This is a genomic window from Microcella sp. (assembly GCF_025808395.1).
Lineage (GTDB): Bacteria > Actinomycetota > Actinomycetes > Actinomycetales > Microbacteriaceae > Microcella.
On sequence record NZ_CP075524.1, the window covers coordinates 803,827 to 821,062 of the forward strand.

General features: G+C 68.1%; 16 protein-coding genes. 2 read left to right on the forward strand and 14 right to left on the reverse strand.

Annotation, left to right across the window (positions count from 1 at the left end; translation table 11 throughout):
* Positions 1 to 113 precede the first annotated feature (113 nt).
* The 13 genes from KIT89_RS03950 to KIT89_RS04010 form a co-directional block, all read right to left on the reverse strand.
* Entirely contained in the window at positions 114 to 899 is a 786-nt protein-coding gene (locus KIT89_RS03950; RefSeq protein ID WP_297603278.1) for an FtsQ-type POTRA domain-containing protein, read from the reverse strand.
* Positions 900 to 1,006: 107 nt separating this feature from the next.
* Complete coding sequence (gene murC, locus KIT89_RS03955; protein WP_297603279.1) at positions 1,007 to 2,422, reverse strand: UDP-N-acetylmuramate--L-alanine ligase; 1,416 nt, start codon at positions 2,420 to 2,422, stop codon at positions 1,007 to 1,009.
* 6 nt (positions 2,423 to 2,428) lie between these two features.
* Positions 2,429 to 3,517, reverse strand: a complete 1,089-nt coding sequence (locus tag KIT89_RS03960; protein ID WP_297603280.1) for a glycosyltransferase — start codon at positions 3,515 to 3,517, stop codon at positions 2,429 to 2,431.
* The gene (gene ftsW / locus KIT89_RS03965; RefSeq protein WP_297603281.1) at positions 3,514 to 4,734 is read right to left on the reverse strand and encodes a putative lipid II flippase FtsW; all 1,221 of its coding nucleotides are present in this window, start codon (positions 4,732 to 4,734) and stop codon (positions 3,514 to 3,516) included. The genes KIT89_RS03960 and ftsW overlap by 4 nt, the downstream gene beginning before the upstream one ends.
* Positions 4,694 to 6,217, reverse strand: coding sequence for a UDP-N-acetylmuramoyl-L-alanine--D-glutamate ligase (gene murD / locus KIT89_RS03970; RefSeq protein ID WP_297603282.1), 1,524 nt, complete (start codon positions 6,215 to 6,217; stop codon positions 4,694 to 4,696). Before murD ends, ftsW begins: the two co-directional genes overlap by 41 nt.
* Before the next feature lie 2 nt (positions 6,218 to 6,219).
* On the reverse strand, positions 6,220 to 7,317 hold the full coding sequence (gene mraY, locus KIT89_RS03975; RefSeq protein WP_297603284.1) for a phospho-N-acetylmuramoyl-pentapeptide-transferase: 1,098 nt from the start codon (positions 7,315 to 7,317) through the stop codon (positions 6,220 to 6,222).
* Positions 7,314 to 7,976 (reverse strand): cyanophycin synthetase, encoded by a 663-nt coding sequence (locus KIT89_RS03980; protein WP_297603286.1) that lies wholly within the window; start codon positions 7,974 to 7,976, stop codon positions 7,314 to 7,316. Before KIT89_RS03980 ends, mraY begins: the two co-directional genes overlap by 4 nt.
* Entirely contained in the window at positions 7,973 to 9,490 is a 1,518-nt protein-coding gene (locus tag KIT89_RS03985; RefSeq protein WP_297603287.1) for a Mur ligase family protein, read from the reverse strand. Before KIT89_RS03985 ends, KIT89_RS03980 begins: the two co-directional genes overlap by 4 nt.
* A 45-nt stretch (positions 9,491 to 9,535) precedes the next feature.
* Positions 9,536 to 11,308 (reverse strand): penicillin-binding protein 2, encoded by a 1,773-nt coding sequence (locus KIT89_RS03990; protein WP_297603289.1) that lies wholly within the window; start codon positions 11,306 to 11,308, stop codon positions 9,536 to 9,538.
* A 43-nt stretch (positions 11,309 to 11,351) separates the two neighbouring features.
* Positions 11,352 to 11,948: a hypothetical protein gene (locus KIT89_RS03995; RefSeq protein WP_297603290.1), complete on the reverse strand. Its 597-nt coding sequence runs from the start codon at positions 11,946 to 11,948 to the stop codon at positions 11,352 to 11,354.
* The gene (gene rsmH, locus KIT89_RS04000) at positions 11,945 to 12,898 is read right to left on the reverse strand and encodes a 16S rRNA (cytosine(1402)-N(4))-methyltransferase RsmH (protein WP_297603291.1); all 954 of its coding nucleotides are present in this window, start codon (positions 12,896 to 12,898) and stop codon (positions 11,945 to 11,947) included. The genes KIT89_RS03995 and rsmH overlap by 4 nt, the downstream gene beginning before the upstream one ends.
* 104 nt (positions 12,899 to 13,002) lie before the next feature.
* On the reverse strand, positions 13,003 to 13,434 hold the full coding sequence (gene mraZ, locus KIT89_RS04005; RefSeq protein WP_297603292.1) for a division/cell wall cluster transcriptional repressor MraZ: 432 nt from the start codon (positions 13,432 to 13,434) through the stop codon (positions 13,003 to 13,005).
* 254 nt (positions 13,435 to 13,688) lie between these two features.
* Positions 13,689 to 14,069: a DUF3040 domain-containing protein gene (locus KIT89_RS04010; protein WP_297603293.1), complete on the reverse strand. Its 381-nt coding sequence runs from the start codon at positions 14,067 to 14,069 to the stop codon at positions 13,689 to 13,691.
* 80 nt (positions 14,070 to 14,149) lie between these two features.
* Between KIT89_RS04010 and KIT89_RS04015 the strand changes: the two genes are divergently transcribed.
* Positions 14,150 to 15,271: a polyprenyl synthetase family protein gene (locus KIT89_RS04015; protein WP_297603294.1), complete on the forward strand. Its 1,122-nt coding sequence runs from the start codon at positions 14,150 to 14,152 to the stop codon at positions 15,269 to 15,271.
* Between the two features lie 44 nt (positions 15,272 to 15,315).
* Here KIT89_RS04015 and KIT89_RS04020 read toward each other — a convergent pair whose 3' ends face one another.
* Positions 15,316 to 15,654 (reverse strand): Rv2175c family DNA-binding protein, encoded by a 339-nt coding sequence (locus KIT89_RS04020; RefSeq protein ID WP_297603295.1) that lies wholly within the window; start codon positions 15,652 to 15,654, stop codon positions 15,316 to 15,318.
* Between the two features lie 210 nt (positions 15,655 to 15,864).
* Between KIT89_RS04020 and KIT89_RS04025 the strand changes: the two genes are divergently transcribed.
* The gene (locus KIT89_RS04025) at positions 15,865 to 17,211 is read left to right on the forward strand and encodes a LysM peptidoglycan-binding domain-containing protein (RefSeq protein WP_297603296.1); all 1,347 of its coding nucleotides are present in this window, start codon (positions 15,865 to 15,867) and stop codon (positions 17,209 to 17,211) included.
* The last annotated feature ends 25 nt before the right edge of the window (positions 17,212 to 17,236 follow it).

Consider the following 17,236-nt stretch of genomic DNA (forward strand, 5'->3'; position numbering starts at 1 on the left):
ACCCTCAAGTTGAAGGCTAAAGTTATGCTCAGTATGTAGTGCTGAGTCGACGGTACGGCCGACACCGAGCCCCACCCCGCAAGCCGCCCGCGTGTCGCATTCGCAGACCGTGATCAGGCCCGGCGCACGACCAGGCTGTCGGGAGCCGAGACGTCGTACTCCCAGGCCGTCGACTGATCAGTGGCCGTGATCGCTGCTTCGAGAACCCTGGCCTTGTAGTCAGAGCGCTCACCGCTGCCCCACACCACGCGGTGCCCGACCCCCGTCATGCTGAACCTCACGTCATCGCGAGTCGTCGCCGTGATGACGTCGACCCGAGAGCGCAGCTCGTCGGGCAGCGCCAGCAGCACAGACGCCACGCTGCGGAATGCCAGAGAATCGGGTGTCGCCTCGTCGACCGAGATCGACGGGATGCCCGGCGGGCGCTCCGGCGTCGACTCCACGACCACACCCGCGGCATCCACGAGCTGCCAGGTCGACCCGACCTGCACCGCACCGACGGGCTCTCGCTCGACGAGGCGCACGATCAGCGAGTGCGGAGGCACCACCTCGGTGGTGTACGACCTGATGATGGTGAAGCTCGCCAGGTCGTCGCGGATGGCCTGCTCATCGAGCAGCGCCAAGGGGGTGCCGATGTGCCGATCGAGGGCAGTCTCGACCTGCGCCGCATCGAGTCGCTGGGTGCCGGCCACGGTGATGGTGGTGAGAGACATGAGCGGCGAGAGCGTCACGAGCGCGACGCCGCCCACGAGAGTCACGATCGCCACGGCCGACCCCAGCACGATCAGCCGTCGACGGCGAGTGCGTCGAGTGAAGCGCCGGCGTTCAGCACGCTCGGCGCGTCGACGCTCGCGCGCAGCGGCGCGCACCTCGCGCTCAGGCGACGGTGCCGCTCGCACGCGAGCGGGCTTCTCACGTGCCGGCCTCGAGGCCGGCGATGCGGATGCCGGCCCGCGAGACGGCGTCGAAGCGGGAGGGTGCGCGCGATCGTGCCGTTCCGGCCGCTTCACGGCTCGACGGCTCCCGACGCACGCAGCTCGAGCGCGGCTCGCACCTGCGGAATGATGCGGTAGACGTCGCCGCAGCTGAGAGTCATGACGATGTCGCCAGGCCGGGCGATCTCGGCGATGCGATCAGCCGCACGACTCCAGTCTGGCCGGTAGTCGACCTTGCCCTGATCGCTGAACCCCTCGACGACCAGGGCGCCGGTGACGCCCGGGATCGGGTCTTCGCGCGCGCCGTGCACGTCGAGCACCACCGTGTGGTCGGCGTCGCGCTCGTAGACCTCGGCGAACTCGTGGGCCATCGCCTGCGTGCGGCTGTAGAGGTGGGGCTGGTGAATCGCGATCACCCTCCCCCCGTCGGCCACCGAGCGCGCCGTCTGCAGGGCCGCTGCGACCTCGGTCGGATGGTGGGCGTAGTCGTCGTAGAGTCGCACCCCGTCGGCGAGACCGTGAGACTCGAACCGGCGCTGCGTGCCGCTAAAGCCGTCGAGCGAGGCCGCAGCGTCTCCCACGGCGACACCCAGGCCCACGAGCACCGCGATCGCCCCGGCTGCGTTGAGCGCGTTGTGCCTGCCGGGCACCGCGAGCGAGCCGTGGGCCTCGACACCGTCGACTGAGACGCGAAAGCGCATGTCGCCCTCGGTCGAGGCTTCGAGCAGCCTCACGTCGGCATCGGCCGCCTCGCCGAACGTCAGCACGCGCACCCGCTCGCCGAGAGCAGAGCGCAGTCGCACCGTGGCCGGGTCATCGGCCGAGAGCACCACGAACTCCCGCACGCTCGACGCGAAGGTCAGAAAGGCCTCGGCGAGGGCATCCGCACTGCCGTAGTGATCGAGATGATCGGTGTCGATGTTCGTGACGATGCCGATCGACGTGTCGTACAGCAAGAACGATCCGTCAGACTCGTCGGCCTCGACGACGAAGAGCTCACCGTCGCCCCAGGCTGCACTCGTGCCGGCGGCCTGGATCACGGCGCCGTTCACGAAACTCGGATCGCGTTCGAGGGCGCGCAGCGCCGTGACGAGCATGGCCGTCGTCGTCGACTTGCCGTGTGCGCCAGCGACCGAGATGAGCCGCTCTCCGCGCACGAGCCAGCCCAGAGCCTGCGAACGGTGCAGCACGGGCATGCCTCGACGCAGCGCCTCTTGATACTCGGCATTCTCGAGCCACAGCGCGCCCGTGACCACCAGAGTGTCGGCCTCGCCCACATTCGATGCGTCGTGGCCGATGGTCACCGTGATGCCCAGCTCGCGAAGCGCTCGAACAGCCGCCGAGTCAGAGCGATCTGACCCCGTCACAGTGTGGCCGCGCGCGTGCAGCATGCGGGCGATACCGCTCATGCCCGAGCCGCCGATGCCGACGAAGTGCACACGGCCGAGCGAGTCAGGCAGAACGAGAGAGGGGTCGGGCTTGATCATCGACCTTCACCCTACGCGCTCGCGCAAGGCGAGAGCGTCGCGCACGAGCTCGAGCAGCTCACGTGCCCCGTCATGCTTCGGCAGGGTCTCGGCGGCCGCAGCCATGCGTGCGATGGCAGCACGACCCGTGAGCATCGGCACGAGATCGCTGGCCACCCACTCGGGCGTGTAGGCGGCATCATCGACCAGCACGGCGGCACCCGCTGCGACGAGTTCTCGAGCGTTGAGCCGCTGCTCACCGTTGCCGACGGCGTACGGCACCAGAATCGCCGGCAGACCGATGGCCGCGAGCTCGCTCACCGTCGCAGCCCCTGCCCGGCACACCGTCAGGTCGGCGGCGGCGAAGGCGAGATCCATGCGGTCGCAGTACTCGAGGGTGATGTAGCCGGGCATGCCGGGGTCATCGCCACCGCGACCGGTGCCCGTCAAGTGCAGCACCTGCCAGCCCGACCCGAGAATGCGAGCAGCCGACGCGGTGGTCGTGTCGTTGAGGCGTCTCGCCCCGGTCGAGCCGCCCGTGACGAGCAGCACGGGCCGGTCGCTCGAGAACCCGAAGTGCTCGAGAGCCTCGGCGCGCAGCGCGCGGCGGTCGAGACCAGCGATCTCGGGGCGCAGCGGCATACCGACCACGCGCGAGCCACGCAGCCGAGTGCCCGAGAATGTGGTGCCGATCGAGGCCCCCAGCAGGGCGGCCAGGCGGTTCGCGATGCCCGGGCGCGCGTTCGCCTCGTGCGCCACGATCGGCAGACGCTCGAGTCGTGCGGCGACGTATGCCGGTGCAGCGGCATAGCCTCCGAATCCGACGACGACGTCGACCCCACGCTGTCTGATGATCGTTCTCGTCTCACGCACGGCCGCCCGGAACCGGCCGGGAAACCGCACCGCGGCAGCGGAGAGTCGACGCGGAAAGGGCAGGCGCGCGATGGTGAGCAACTCGAACCCCCGATCAGGAACGAGCCTGGCCTCAAGGCCCTCGGCAGTGCCGAGCACGATCACGCTGTCGTCGGGGCGCTCGTGACGCCAGCGCTCGGCGACGGCGAGCAGCGGGTTCACGTGACCGGCCGTGCCTCCCCCGGCGAGCAGTGCTGTCGTCATGCCGAACCTTGAGCGTGCGCGAGGCGGGCCTCGCTTCGAGCGAGAGACAGCACCATCCCGATGGCGATGAGCGAGGCGACCAGGGCGGTGCCGCCCGCCGAGATGAACGGAAGCGGCACGCCGAGCACCGGAAGCAGCCCCAGCACGACGGCGATGTTGACGAAGGCCTGCCCGATGATCCACACCAGCACGGCACCGGTGGCGATGCGGTTGAACGGTGTGCGATGACGTCGCACCAGCCGAATCAGCCCGATCGCGAGCACCACGTAGAGCGCCAGCACCACCACCGCGCCGACGAGCCCCAGCTCTTCTCCGATGATCGCGAAGATGAAGTCGCTCTCGGCGTGCGGCAGCCATCGCCATTTCGCCGCCGAGTTGCCGAGGCCCTGGCCGAAGACGCCGCCCGAGCCGAGCGCCCACAACGCGTGGATCGACTGCCAGCAGGTGAACTCGTAGTCTTCGGGCGCGCATCCGTTCAACCACACGCTGATGCGGTCAGAGCGCGATGAGCCTGACAGCGCGAACAGCACCGCGCCGGCCGCGAGCACCGCGACCATCACCAGCAGCTTGCCGAGCGGAGCACCCGCGAAATACAGCGCCGCCAAGACGATCATCACCATGATGGATGCTGTGCCCAGGTCTTGACCGGCGAGCACCATCGCGATCGCCAGGCCCGAGACCGGTAGCGCGGGAACCAGCACGCTGCGCCAGTCGCTGAAACCATCGGCGCGATCGGCGAGCACCGTGGCGAGCCAGATCACGAGCGCGAACTTGAGAAACTCGCTCGGCTGCCCGGTGAAGCCGCCGATCGAGATCCAGTTCTGATTGCCGCCGTAGCCGTAGCCGAGCCCGGTGAAGACGAGCACCTGCAGTGCGAGCCCCACCATGACCGCGATGCGAGCCCACCGCCGCCAGAACACGGCAGGCAGCCGCGACACCATGAGCATGAGGGGAACGCCGATGAGAGCCCACAGCCCCTGGCGGGCGAAGACGGCGAAGAAGTCGCCCTCGTTGGCCCTGCTCGAGGTCACCGCCGACGACGACAGCACCATCACGAGGCCGAAGATGACGAGGAAGATCGTCGTGGCCTGCACCAGCAGCACATCAGAGCTGTCGGCGCCGAAGAGCCTGCGCACGGCGACCACCATCGAGCGGGGTCGGCGCTCTTCGCCGTGCTCAGCTGGGGTGCTCGGGCGCGGCGGCCTGACCGTCGTCATCCGCCCTCCCCTCCAGGTGCTCGCGAACCGCGGCCGCGAAGCGGTCGCCTCGATCTGCGTAGTCGACGAACTGGTCCATCGACGCAGCGGCGGGCGCCAGCAGCACGGTGTCACCGCTCAGTGCGACGCTGGCCGCCGTCTTCACGGCGACCGGCATCACTGAGTCAGTCTGAGGCTCGTCGACCTCGAAGAGCGGCAGTTCGGGCGCGTGTCGTGCGAACGCTTCTCGCACCGCCGTGCGATCGATTCCGATGATGATGGCCGCACGCAACCGCGAACGATGCGTCTCGATGAGCCCCGACACATCGACTCCTTTGAGCAGCCCGCCGAGAATCCACACGACGGAGCGATAGGCGCTCAGCGCCGAGCCGGCGGCGTGCGGGTTGGTCGCCTTCGAGTCGTCGACCCACGCAACCTCATCGTGCCGCGCCACCAGCTGGGTGCGATGCGCGTCGACCGTGAAGCCGCGCAGTGCATCGCGCACCGACCTCGGCTCGACACCTGCTGCGCGGGCGAGGGCCGCGGCGGCGAGCACATTGGCGAGCCCGTGCGGTGTGGCCAGGCCCGCGGTGACGACGTCGTCGAGCGAGGCGAGCTCGAGGGCACTGTTGCGCCGGTCGTCGAGGAAGGCGCGATCGACCACGACCGTGTCGACGACGCCGATGTCGCTCGGGCCAGGCACGACCGCGCCGAACCCGATGGCACGGCAGCCCTCGACCACGTCGGCCTGCTCGACCATGGCGCGCGTGGCGTCATCGGTGAGGTTGTAGACGCACGCGACTGAAGCATTCGCGTAGACCTTCGCCTTCGCTGCCGCGTAGGCGCTCTGGCTGCCGTGCCAGTCGAGGTGATCGTCTGCAAGATTGAGGCATGCGGCCGCGAGCGGGCGGAGCGCACCTGGTCCGTCGAGGGGCAGCCAGTGCAGCTGGAAGCTCGACAGCTCGACGACGAGCACCTCGAACTGCGCGGGATCACGAATCGCGTCGAGCACCGGAACCCCGATGTTGCCGCACGGTGCGACTCGTCGACCGTCGGCTTTCAGCATGGTCGCGGTCAGCTGGGTGGTGGTGGTCTTGCCATTCGTGCCCGTGATGAGAATCCACTCTGCCGCCGCGCCGAATTTGTCGCGCACCCGCCAGGCGAGTTCGACATCACCCCATACGGCGCACGAGCGGCTCATCGCCCACTCGATCAGCGGGTGGCCCGGCCGGTAGCCCGGCGAGACGATGACGAGCTCGGGGTCGTGGCTCTCGAGTGCCGGCGGCACGTTCTCGTCGTCGTCGACGGCGACGAGCTGCACGCCGATGAGCGGCATGATGCGAGACCGCTCGTCGTCGGGTCGGTGCGCCACGACCAGCACGTCGGCACCGAGCTCGGCAAGCGTGTCTGCAGCTGAGAATCCGCTCACGCCGAGGCCGAGCACGGCGACACGCAGCCCCGACCAGTCGTCGTGCCAGCTCGAGAGCGCATCGGGCCGTGCCACGGCTACTGACTGACCCACTCGAGGTAGAAGAGACCGACGCCGAGAGCGACGAAGAAGCCTCCGATGAGCCAGAACCGCACGACGACGGTCACCTCGGCCCACCCCTTGAGCTCGAAGTGATGGTGCAGTGGGCTCATCAAGAAGATGCGTTTGCCGCGAGTGATCTTGAAGTAGGCGCGCTGCACGATGACCGAGCCGGTGACGATCAAGAAGAGGCCGCCGATGAGCACGAGCAGCAACTGGGTGTGAGTGAGAATCGCGAGAGCGGCGAGTGCGCCGCCCAGCGCCAGCGACCCCGTGTCGCCCATGAAGATCTGGGCCGGCGAGGTGTTCCACCACAAGAAGCCGATGAGGCTCGCCGCGATGGCGGCTGCCACCACAGCGAGATCGAGCGAGTCGCGCACGTCGTAGCACCGGTCGCGCACGGCGGGATCGAGCAGGGGGTTGTTGCACGACTGATTGAACTGCCAGAAGGCGATGAAGATGTAGGCCGAGATCGACAGAATCGATGCTCCGGTCGCGAGGCCGTCGAGGCCGTCTGCGACGTTGACCGCGTTCGAGGTGCTCACGACGATCACGTTGACCCAGATCGCGAAGACGATGACGGCCCCCACCGACCCGAACACCGCGAGATCGAGCCACGAGATGTCGCGCACCGCAGAGATCATCGTCGATGCGGGGGTCAGCCCGCGTGCATCGGGAAAGTTCAGGGCCAGCACGGCGAAGACGGTCGCCACCACCGCTTGACCGGCGATCTTCGCCCACCCGCCGAGACCGAGGCTGCGCTGCTGACGCGTCTTCGTGAAGTCGTCGATGAACCCGACGATCGCAAGGCCCACCATGAGCAGCAGCACCAGCATCGCGCTGACCGTGATCGGGTCGCCGGTGACGATATGCCCGAAGAAGTAGCCCAGCACCGCACCTGCGACGATGATGATGCCGCCCATCGTCGGCGTGCCCCGCTTGGTGTGGTGCGACTGCGGGCCGTCGTCTCTGATGAACTGCCCCCACCCGAGACGCTCGAACAGCCTGATGAACAGGGGCGTCAGCAGCAGGGTGAAGGCGAGCGCGAAGGCGCCCGCGAGCAGCAGGGCGATCATGCTCGCGCCTCGCACATGAGCGTGAGGAACTCTCGCAGGGCATCGCTACCGGCTCCGCCGCTCACGAGCATCACCGTGTCTGCACCTGTCGTCGCACGCACGAAATCGTACGCGCTCGCCGCATCGTCGACGAGCACTGACTCGCCGTTCCACGAACCTTCGAGGTTCGCGGCCATGTTGAGATGCCGCGCGTCGTGGCCGATGACGACCAGTTGGGCGATGTCGAGACGCACGACGATGCGACCGAGCGCATCGTGCTCGTCTAGCCGGTCTGCTTCAGCGACCTGCAGCCCGCCGACCACCGCGACGGTGCGGAGTCCGCTGCGCCCGAGGTCTGCCAGAACTCGAAAAGACGCTCGCACGTCATCCGGTGCGACGGCATCGGTGTCATCGAGAACCAGGGTGCCGTCTGGAGCCCGCAGCCGCGTCAGTCGATGAGGCTGCTCGGTGATGTCGAGGGCGCCGACCGCCTCATCGAGCGTGGCGCCGTCGTCGAGGTGACGCTGCACCTGCTCGATCGCCCGCTCGACGACGTGGGGCCCGAGCGCGGGCAGCGTCACCGTGAGTTCGGTGCCGAGCAGCCGCAGCGACAGCGCGCTGCCCGAGAGCGTGTGCCTGACGTCGAGCACCTCGAGGGCCGGGCTCGGCACAGTGGTCACCACCCTGCGCCTTTCAGTGCGGCTCGAGCGAGGTCGCGCGCGAAGAAGGGCACTTTCGACCCTGCGACATCACGGTAGTCGAGGTGCCCGGGGCCGGCCCACAAGATGGTGTCGCCCTCAGTGGCCATGCGCACCGCCGAGACGATGGCCTGCTCGGGCGGAATGACTTCGAGCACTTCTGCCGACGACCCGGCCGAGAGCGCCCCGGCGATGAGTGCCGACCGAATCGCGGCAGGATCTTCGAGGCGGGGATGATGGTCGGTGACGATCACCACATCGCTGCCCAGCGCCGCCACTCTGCCCATGTCGGGTCGTTTGGTCGCGTCTCGGTTGCCGTTCGCCGCGCAGATGATGATGAGCCGGCCAGGAGTGAAGCGACGCAGCGCCGCGAGCGTCGTCGCATACGCGTCTGCACTGTGGCCGAAGTCGACGAAGACGCTTGGTCCGCGATCGCCAGACACCCGCTCGGCGCGGCCGGGCAGATAGACGTCGATGGGAGAGGTCTGCAACGCTGCAGCGATCTCGTCGAGCGGCACCCCGGCCTGCACCAGCATGGCGATCGCCAGCCCGGCGTTGGCGGCCATGTGCGCCCCGATCACCGGCACCGACGAGCGCAGTGCGCCGCCGTCGGGGCTCGTGAGGGTGAACGACGTTCGGTCAGGATGCTCTTCCGTCACCTCGAGCTGCCAGTCGGCGTCGACGCCGGTGCGACTCGTGATCGTCTGCACGGGTATCTCAGAGGCCTCCACGAAGGCCTCACCCCAGCTCGAATCGAGCGAGACGACCCCTCGCCTCGCACGTTCTCGAGAGAACAGCTCGGCCTTCGCCGCCAGGTACGACTGCATGGTTCCGAAGTCGTCGAGGTGATCGTGGCTGAGGTTGGTGAAGCCCACCACGTCGAACACGACACCGTCGACACGATGACGCACGAGCGCCTGCGCGCTCACTTCGAGCGTGGCCGCCTCGATGCCGCGCTCGCGCATGAGCGCGATCATGGCGTGAATCTCGGGCGCTTCGGGCGTCGTCAGCCGACTGGCGTGGGCGGTGCCGTCGATGATGCGCTCGGCTGTCGTGCTCAGGCCCGTGCGCCTGCCGAGCTGGCGCAGTATCGCGTCGAGCAGGTAGGCGGTCGAGGTCTTGCCGTTGGTGCCGGTGATGCCGAAGAGGTCGAGCGGGGCATCCGTCGTTCCATACACCCACGCCGAGATCGCGCCCAGATGCTCGCGCGGTGACGCGGCGATCAGCAGGGGCAGGCCGACGTCAGCCGCCAGACCTCTGCCCTGCTCATCGGTGAGAACGGCGACGGCCCCTCGCTCACGCGCCTCTGCGCTGAACGCGGCGCCGTGAGCGTTCGCGCCCCGCAGCCCCACGTAGAGATCGCCGGGGTGCACGTGCGAGGCGGCGACTGCCACCCCGGTCGCTGCGACGTCGGCCAGGTCACCCGCGGTCGCGAAGCCGAACTCGTTGGCGAGCTCGGCAAGCGGCCGAGGTGCGAGGTGCTCGGGTCGCAGCACGGGCGGGGCCTGACCGAACAACGCAACCTCGCTTCGTGGGCTTGCCTACCAGGTGATCGGAAGGCGCGGGGCCGGCTGCGTCGAAGGCTCAACCCTGAAGGTCTTGAGCACCTGAGTCATGATCGACCGAAAGGTGGGAGCCGCCGTTGCCGACGTCTTCATCGTATCGGGCTTGCCGTAGGTGACGACAACGACGAACTGCGGGTCATCGGCCGGGGCGACACCGGCGACCGAAATGATGCGCTCGTCGGTGTAGCGACCGCCCTCGGCGACCTCGGCTGTTCCCGTCTTGGCCGCGACCCGATAGCCGGGGATGCTCACGAGCGAGGCGATCGAACTGTCAGTGGCCACGCTCTCGAGCATGGCGATCGTCGTGTTCGCGGCCTGCTCTGAGACGGCTCGCACGCCCTCGGTCTCTGGCACGTGCGTGATGGTGCCATCGGCGTGCTCGCAGCCGGTCACGAGCGTCAAGGGCATGCGCACTCCCCCGTTGGCTAGGGCTTGGTAAGCGCTGGCGATCTGCGCACTCGTGGCCGTGACGCCCTGCCCGAACATCTGCGTCAGCGTGCCATGGCCGTCGATGCTGTCTGCCGAGCGCAACCGGCCGTTCGACTCGCCCAGAAAGTTCACTGCCGTCGCCTGCCCGATGCCGAAGCGCTCTAGGTAGTCGTGGCGCTGCTGCGCGCTGAGCCGCTGGCTGAGAATCGAGGTGCCGATGTTCGACGAGCGCATGAGCACTCCGGTCGAGGTGAGCCTCAGGTCGCCGTGCGCCCAGGCGTCGGTGATCGAGTAGTTGGCGATGGTCGCGAGCCGGCCGGGCACCACCATCTGCTCACTCGGCGTGGTGACGCCGGCGTCGAGCAGTGCCGCGAAGGTCATCGACTTGAAGATCGACCCGGGCTCGAACGGTTCGCTGAAGCTGCGGGCACCGCGGTCTTCACGCGCAGTGCCGTCGACGTTGTTCGGGTCGACCGACGGCCAGTCTGCCGCGGCGATGATGTGACCGTCGCTCACGCGCACGACCCAGGCCGTTGCCCAGTCTGCGCCGATGGCCACGGCCTGCTCGGCGATCGTCTGCTGGGCGAACCACTGCACATCGGCATCGATCGTCAGGTGCAGGGTTCCGCCGTCGACGGCCTCCTGCTGCACGACTGTCGTTCCCGGCAATCGCACGCCATCGGCGCCGCGCTCGTAGGTCGACGAGCCGTGCGTCGCCTCGAGGCAGTCGTTGAGTCGATATTCGAGGCCGGTCTGCGGCCCGTCGGTGCCGACGAAGCCCACGAGGTTTCCGGCGACCTGACCGTTCGGGTAGGTGCGGCTCGGCTGCCGCTCGAAGTAGACCCACGGCACTCTCAGCGCTCGGATCTCTTGAAAGACCTCGGTCGTGACGCGCCGCGCAAGATAGGCGTGATCGGCCTGAGGGTTCGCCGCGAGCTGCGCGTCGATGTGGGCCTGCATCTGAGCAGCGTCTCCGTCGACCAACTGCGCGATCGACTGCAGAGCGTCAGAGACCGTGTACTGCGTGATCTCGCCCGTCTCGCGGTCGACGAGCCGGTAGTCGTCGACGAATCGGGGCGACACCGTGATGTCGTAGCGGTACACCGAGTCGGCGAGCACCGCGCCGGTGGCGTCGACGATGTCGCCGCGAGCGCCGAAGAGCGGTGACGGAATCGACCGCCTGGCTTCAGCCTCTTGCGAGAGCTCTTCGGCTCGCACCACTTGAATGTCGACGAGGCGCACCACGAAGGCACCGAGCACCATGGCGAGCACGATGACGACTGCGGCGAGACGTCGCCGAGTTCGCCGCTCTGCCATCATGCGCCCGCTCTCCCCTCGATCGTCGTCCCTGCCAGCAGCTCGTTCACCGGCTGACGGGCGACGGAATCGCGCCTGACGTTATCGGGGTGGTGGCCGTCGGTGCCGTTGCCACGCCTGCCGAGCCCGCATCACTGCCGTCGCCGACTGTCGTGGAGGTTTCGAGCGCCGCCGCAGTCACGAGTGCGACATCAGACAGCAAGACGTTGCCGATCACCGTCGCGCCACCGTGCAGAAAGCCCGATCCTGTTCCGGCGGCCACGGGCGCGCCGAGCACTCGAGCGTCGGCGAGCCGCAAGTAGGCGGGGCTGGCATTCGCGACCATGCCGAGCGACTCTGCGTTCATCGCAAGATGCTGAGGCGAGCGCAGGGCATCGAGCGATTCACTGAGCACTTGGGCAGAGCGGTCGAGCTCGACACGCTGGCTCTCGAGTGCCGTGATGCGGTATGCCCCCTCAGACAGCACGATGCTGAGCGCGAGCTGCGCGAGCAGTATGGCGAACACGCCGATCACGGTGGCGACGGCGTAGGCAGCTCGAGGTCGCGCACGACGCTGACTGCGCGTGGCGACGATCTCGAGCGGTGCGGGCGCAGGCTGCCGCCGCGGCAGGCGTGCGGGGGCGACCACGGGCACGGCGCTCATGCGGCGGCCCGCAGTCTCTCGGCAGCACGAAGCCTCACCGAGATTGAGCGCGAATTGACCGCTCGCTCTGCATCGCTCGCGAGTTCGGCCCCGCGCACCAGCAGCTCGAACTCTGGCCGGTGCTCGGGCAGTTCGATCGGCAGACCGGCCGGAGCCGTCGACGTGCTGCGCCGAGCCAGCTCGCGCTTGACGATGCGGTCTTCGAGCGACTGGTAGGCGAGCACGACGATGCGACCGCCGACCGACAGCGCGTCGAGGGCGGCTGGCAGCGCTTGCTCGAGTGCGTCGAGCTCTCGATTGACCTCGATGCGCAGCGCCTGGAAGACGCGCTTCGCCGGATGGCCGGCACGCTGCACTGCTCGCGGCGTGGCATCGATGATGAGCTGCACGAGCTGCGACGAGCGTTCGAGCGCGCCTGCCGACCGAGCGGCGACGATGCGACTCGCGTACCGGGGCGCGAGCTTCTCTTCTCCGTACTCATAGAAGATGCGACGCAGCTCAGACTCCGAGTACTCGGCGAGGATCGTCGCAGCCGTGGTGCCGCTCGTACGATCCATCCGCATGTCGAGCGGGGCGTCGTGCGCGTAGGCGAACCCCCGCTCTGGTTCGTCGAGCTGCATCGACGAGACGCCGAGGTCGAAGAGCACCGCCGTCGCAGTCTCGATACCGAGACCGTCGAGTGCGGCGCGGATTCCTGAGTAGACGGTGTGCACCGTGTGCACGCGGTCGCCGAAGCGAGCGAGGCGGCGGCCCGCCAGAGCGAGCGCGTCTGGGTCGCGATCGAGGCCGACGAGGGTGAGTTCTGGGTGACGCTCGAGGGCGGCTTCTGCGTGGCCACCGAGCCCGAGAGTGGCATCGATGAGCACCGCACCGGGCGTCGAGAGCGCGGGATTCAGCAGCTCGAGGGTGCGGTCGAGCATGACGGGCACGTGCAGGTCGGCGGTGTTCATGATCGAGTTCGGGCAGAACGCGGGGCCTTGATCCCCATCCGTGCGACCTGGCACCGGGGAAGGTGCGCCAGGGCGACTCACGGCTGGGAGTCGAGGTCTCGCGGTCAGAAGAGCCCGGGAATCACCTCCTCCTCTGTGCTGGCGAATGCTTCTTCTTTCTCGGCGTAGTAGGCGTTCCAGGCCTCGGTCGACCAGATCTCGGCACGGTCTCCTGCGCCGATGACGGTGAGCTCGCGGTCGAGCCCCGCATACTCGCGAAGCACGGCCGGAATCGTGATGCGGTGCTGCGAATCGAGGGTCTCTTCGCTCGCGCCCGAGAGGAACATGCGCTGAAACTCCCGACCCTGCCGACTGGTGAGCGGGGCGGTGCGCAGCTTGTCGAGCTGCTCGCGAAAAGTCGTCTGGCTGAAGACGTAGATGCAGTGCTCTTGGCCGCGCGTGAGGATCACGCCGTCGGCGAGCTCGTGACGAAACTTCGCCGGAAGGATGATGCGGCCTTTGTCGTCGAGTTTGGGGGTGTGCGTGCCGAGAAGCATCGTCCTGGCCCCCCTCTCATCTCCGGCCCGAGATCAGGTGATGTACTCCACATTACTCCACTTTCCTCCACCTAGTAAAGGAGAGCACGCCAAATATCGCACAGCTGCGCCATTTCCTCCACCAGACGCCCGAAAATGCGGGGCTGTTCGTCAGAGAGCTGGGTGGAGGAGATTGCCTCGACTACGGCGCGCCGGGCACAAAAAAGGGCCGACCCGGAGGTCGGCCCACGACAGTGGAGGAGAGTGGTGGAGCGCTACTGCCCGCGCTCGTCTTGGCGGCGATCCCACCGCTCGGTCATGGTGTCCATCCATGAACTGCGAACCGGCTTCGACGATGACGTCGACCCCGCGGCCGGCGATGACGCAGAACCGCCCGCTCGCCCCGGAGACAGCACCAGCAGCACGCCGCCCAGCATCAGGCCGAAACCGACGACGCCGATGATGGGCTGCCGCACGATGACACCGGCGACAAGCGCAGCGACACCGGCGACTGCGAGCAGTGCTCCGATGACGATGAGTCGGTAGTTGGGCTTGCCGCGACGACCAGACACGGTCGCGACGAAATCCGCGTCGTTCTGGTAGAGATTGCGCTCCATCTCTTCCAGGAGACGCTGCTCGTGCTCCGAGAGCGGCATGGTGACCCCTTCAACAACCGGTCGCGCGAGTGATCCCCGCTCGACCATTCTAGGACCGCGCTGCTGGATAGGCTAGGCAGGTGCCTGAGAGATTGCGGTTAGTCGACCTCGTGAACACCCGGCTCGAGCTCTTTCTCGACCAACGGGCGTCGCACTTGTCGACCATCGGCGACGAGCTCGCGGTGTTCACCGATGCCAGTCGCGACCTGCTCGGCGGGGGCAAGCGGTTTCGGGCGCTGTTCTGCTACTGGGGCTGGCACGCCGTGGCAGGCACCGTGAACCCTGATGATCTGCTCGCCGATCTCGACGAGCACCCAGACCTGTCGAGCATCATCGATGCCGCAGCCGCGCTCGAGCTTTTTCACGCGGCCGCGCTCGTGCACGACGACATCATGGACAACTCTGACACCCGGCGCGGAATGCCTTCTGCGCATCGGCGTTTCGAGAATGCGCACCGCTCGCGCGAATGGCGCGGCGACGCCGAGCGGTACGGAGCGTCAGCAGCTCTGCTGCTCGGCGACCTGCTGCTGGGCTGGAGCGATGAGCTGCTCGACGCCGGGCTGTCTGCGCTTCCCGACGCGGCCGCTGCACGATCGGCGAGGGCCGAGTTCCACACCATGCGCGCAGAAGTCACCGTGGGCCAGTACCTCGACATTCTCGAAGAGGTCGCCTGGAGCGATGCCGACGAACGCGAGCTGCTGCCCAGGGCGCATCGGGTGGTGGTCTACAAGTCGGCGAAGTACTCGATCGAGGCCCCCCTCGCGCTGGGCGCCCTCATGGCTGGCGGAAGCCTCGAGCAAGTTGCGGCCGTGCGCGCGTTCGGCCTGCCGCTCGGCATTGCATTTCAACTGCGGGATGATCTGCTCGGTGTCTTCGGCGACCCCCAGGTCACCGGCAAGCCGGCCGGCGACGATCTCAGAGAAGGCAAGCGCACCGTCATCATCGCCCTGGCGCGGGCCAACTTGCCCCCCGGAGCCGTCACCCTCATCGATGAGCTGCTCGGCGACTCGACTCTCGACGACCACCAGATCGCGACGCTGCAGGCGACCATCCGTGACAGCGGCGCCGTCGACACGGTCGAGCAGATCATCGCGAGGTCGGTCGCCGATGCCGTCGCAGCGCTCGAGAATGCTCCGCTCAGCCGCGCGGCTCGCGCAGAGCTCATCGGGCTGAGCGACCTCGTCACACGACGCGCGCACTGAGGCCGACGCGCTCACGGGCGCCGACGCCCGCGCAGGCTGACGGGCTAGAGCGCGAGTGCCTGCGCCACGCGACGCACCTCGGCCTTGCGACCAGCACGCAGCGCTGCGATGGGGCTCGCCTCGAGCGTGTCGTCGCGCTCGAGCATCCACTGCATCGCCTCGTCGTCGCTGAAGCCGTCATCGGCCAGCAGCACGAGGGTTCCCCGCAGGTCTTTGAGCGGCTCTGCACCGTCGAGAAACTCTTCGGGAACCACGAGCACGCCGTCGCGCCGCACCGCGAGCAGCTGCCGCTCTTCGATCAGCCTGCGCACCTTGCTCGGGCTGAGGCCGAGTCGCTCGACGAGATCGGGAACGGTCAACCAGCGAGCGGAGTCTGCAGCCACGCCTCTAGCGTGCCATGCTCCGGGCGCATCGACAGCCCCCTGCTTATGTTACGAACATGTAAACCCGAGTCACATCTATCACATCTGTGTACTTCCGTTGTACCCTGTGACAGCGAGCGGGGGTTCGCGGTGGACCAGTTGGTCTGCGAGGAGAGCTGTGAAGGGCCGGATCACATGACCGACACTCGATGCGCTGCTGACACTGCGCGAGTGGCACGGCAGCACGACGAACCGGCAGACAGGGCCCGCGAAGTGTTCGGAGGGCTCACGCCTCGAGCGCCGTACACCGACACCGCCGCTGCCGCGCGCACCGCCCACGCCGTCGGGCGAGTGCGCTCGGCAGCCGGGCACGCACGCACAGCGGCGTTCACCACCGTGCCGGTCGTGCTCACCGGCGCGCTCGCCCTCAGCCTCGGGCTCGCGGGGCCCGTCGAGGCCGCGCAGTCGCGCAAGCCCGCGCCTCCGAAGCCGCAGCAGTCACCCGATGCGCACACGCTGCGGGCTGCCTTGAGCCAACTCGGTGCCGCCATCATGCCGGGCGCCTTGACGGCAACTGCCGTCACGACAAGCGCAGCACCCGCGGTCTACACGGTGCAGGCTGGCGACACCGTGAGCAGCGTGGCCCAGCGCTTCGGGCTCTCGACCGCATCAGTGCTCGCCCTCAACGGCCTGTCGTGGAAGTCGGTGATCTTTCCGGGTCAGACCCTCAGGTTGACGAACGCTCCGGTGAAGACGACGGCTCCCCCGCCTGCGACGACCACGGGCGGTCAGTACGCGATTCGCAAGGGCGACACGGTGTCGTCGATCGCCGCCCGGTTCGGCATCACCACCCAGTCGATCCTCGACGCCAACGCGCTCACCTGGTCGAGCATCATCTACCCGGGCCAGTGGCTCACCATTCCCGGCCACGAGAGCTCGAGCACCATTCCGGCACCCAGCATCAGAGAGTCGGCGAGCGACGCCGAGATCGAACTCGCGTCGCTCGAGTCAGACGCCGACGCCCTCACCGACAGCGAGACCTCGCTCTTGACGGCGGCCGCATCGATGGCGATCGCCGAGCGCCCCGCGCTGCCGGTGTCGTCACCTGCCCGCCCGACCTCGAACCCCGGCTCCGGTGGGCCGAGCGGGCCGAGCGGCCCGCCCGCCGGAGGAAGCATCACTCCCCTGACTGCTGAGATGCGCACCCATGCGGCGACCATCATCAGAGTCGGCCGCGAGCTCGGCGTGCCGCAGTACGGCATCGTCATCGCCCTCGCGACGGCGATGCAAGAGTCATCGCTGCGCAACCTCTCGTGGGGAGACCGCGACTCGGTCGGACTCTTCCAGCAGCGCCCCAGCTCGGGGTGGGGAACAGCCGCAGATCTGCAGATTCCGAGCCACGCTGCGCGCCTGTTCTATGTGGGACGACCCGGATACACCCGAGGGCTGCTGGGCATTCCCGGGTGGCAGAACATGACGCTGACGCAGGCCGCCCAAGCGGTGCAGATCTCTGCGTACCCCCACGCCTATGCGAAGTGGGAGGCGAGCGCGTGGGCGTGGTACTACGAGCTCACGTGAGTCGTCAGCCGCGGGTGCGCCTCCG

Coding starts and splice junctions, on each gene's coding strand:
- murC (WP_297603279.1), bottom strand. CDS start 2,422: ATGATCAAGCCCGACCCCTCTCTCGTTCTGCCTGACTCGCTCGGCCGT.
- mraZ (WP_297603292.1), bottom strand. CDS start 13,434: ATGCTTCTCGGCACGCACACCCCCAAACTCGACGACAAAGGCCGCATC.
- KIT89_RS03960 (WP_297603280.1), bottom strand. CDS start 3,517: ATGACGACAGCACTGCTCGCCGGGGGAGGCACGGCCGGTCACGTGAAC.
- mraY (WP_297603284.1), bottom strand. CDS start 7,317: ATGATCGCCCTGCTGCTCGCGGGCGCCTTCGCGCTCGCCTTCACCCTG.
- ftsW (WP_297603281.1), bottom strand. CDS start 4,734: ATGACGACGGTCAGGCCGCCGCGCCCGAGCACCCCAGCTGAGCACGGC.
- rsmH (WP_297603291.1), bottom strand. CDS start 12,898: ATGAACACCGCCGACCTGCACGTGCCCGTCATGCTCGACCGCACCCTC.
- KIT89_RS03990 (WP_297603289.1), bottom strand. CDS start 11,308: ATGATGGCAGAGCGGCGAACTCGGCGACGTCTCGCCGCAGTCGTCATC.
- KIT89_RS04010 (WP_297603293.1), bottom strand. CDS start 14,069: ATGCCGCTCTCGGAGCACGAGCAGCGTCTCCTGGAAGAGATGGAGCGC.
- KIT89_RS03995 (WP_297603290.1), bottom strand. CDS start 11,948: ATGAGCGCCGTGCCCGTGGTCGCCCCCGCACGCCTGCCGCGGCGGCAG.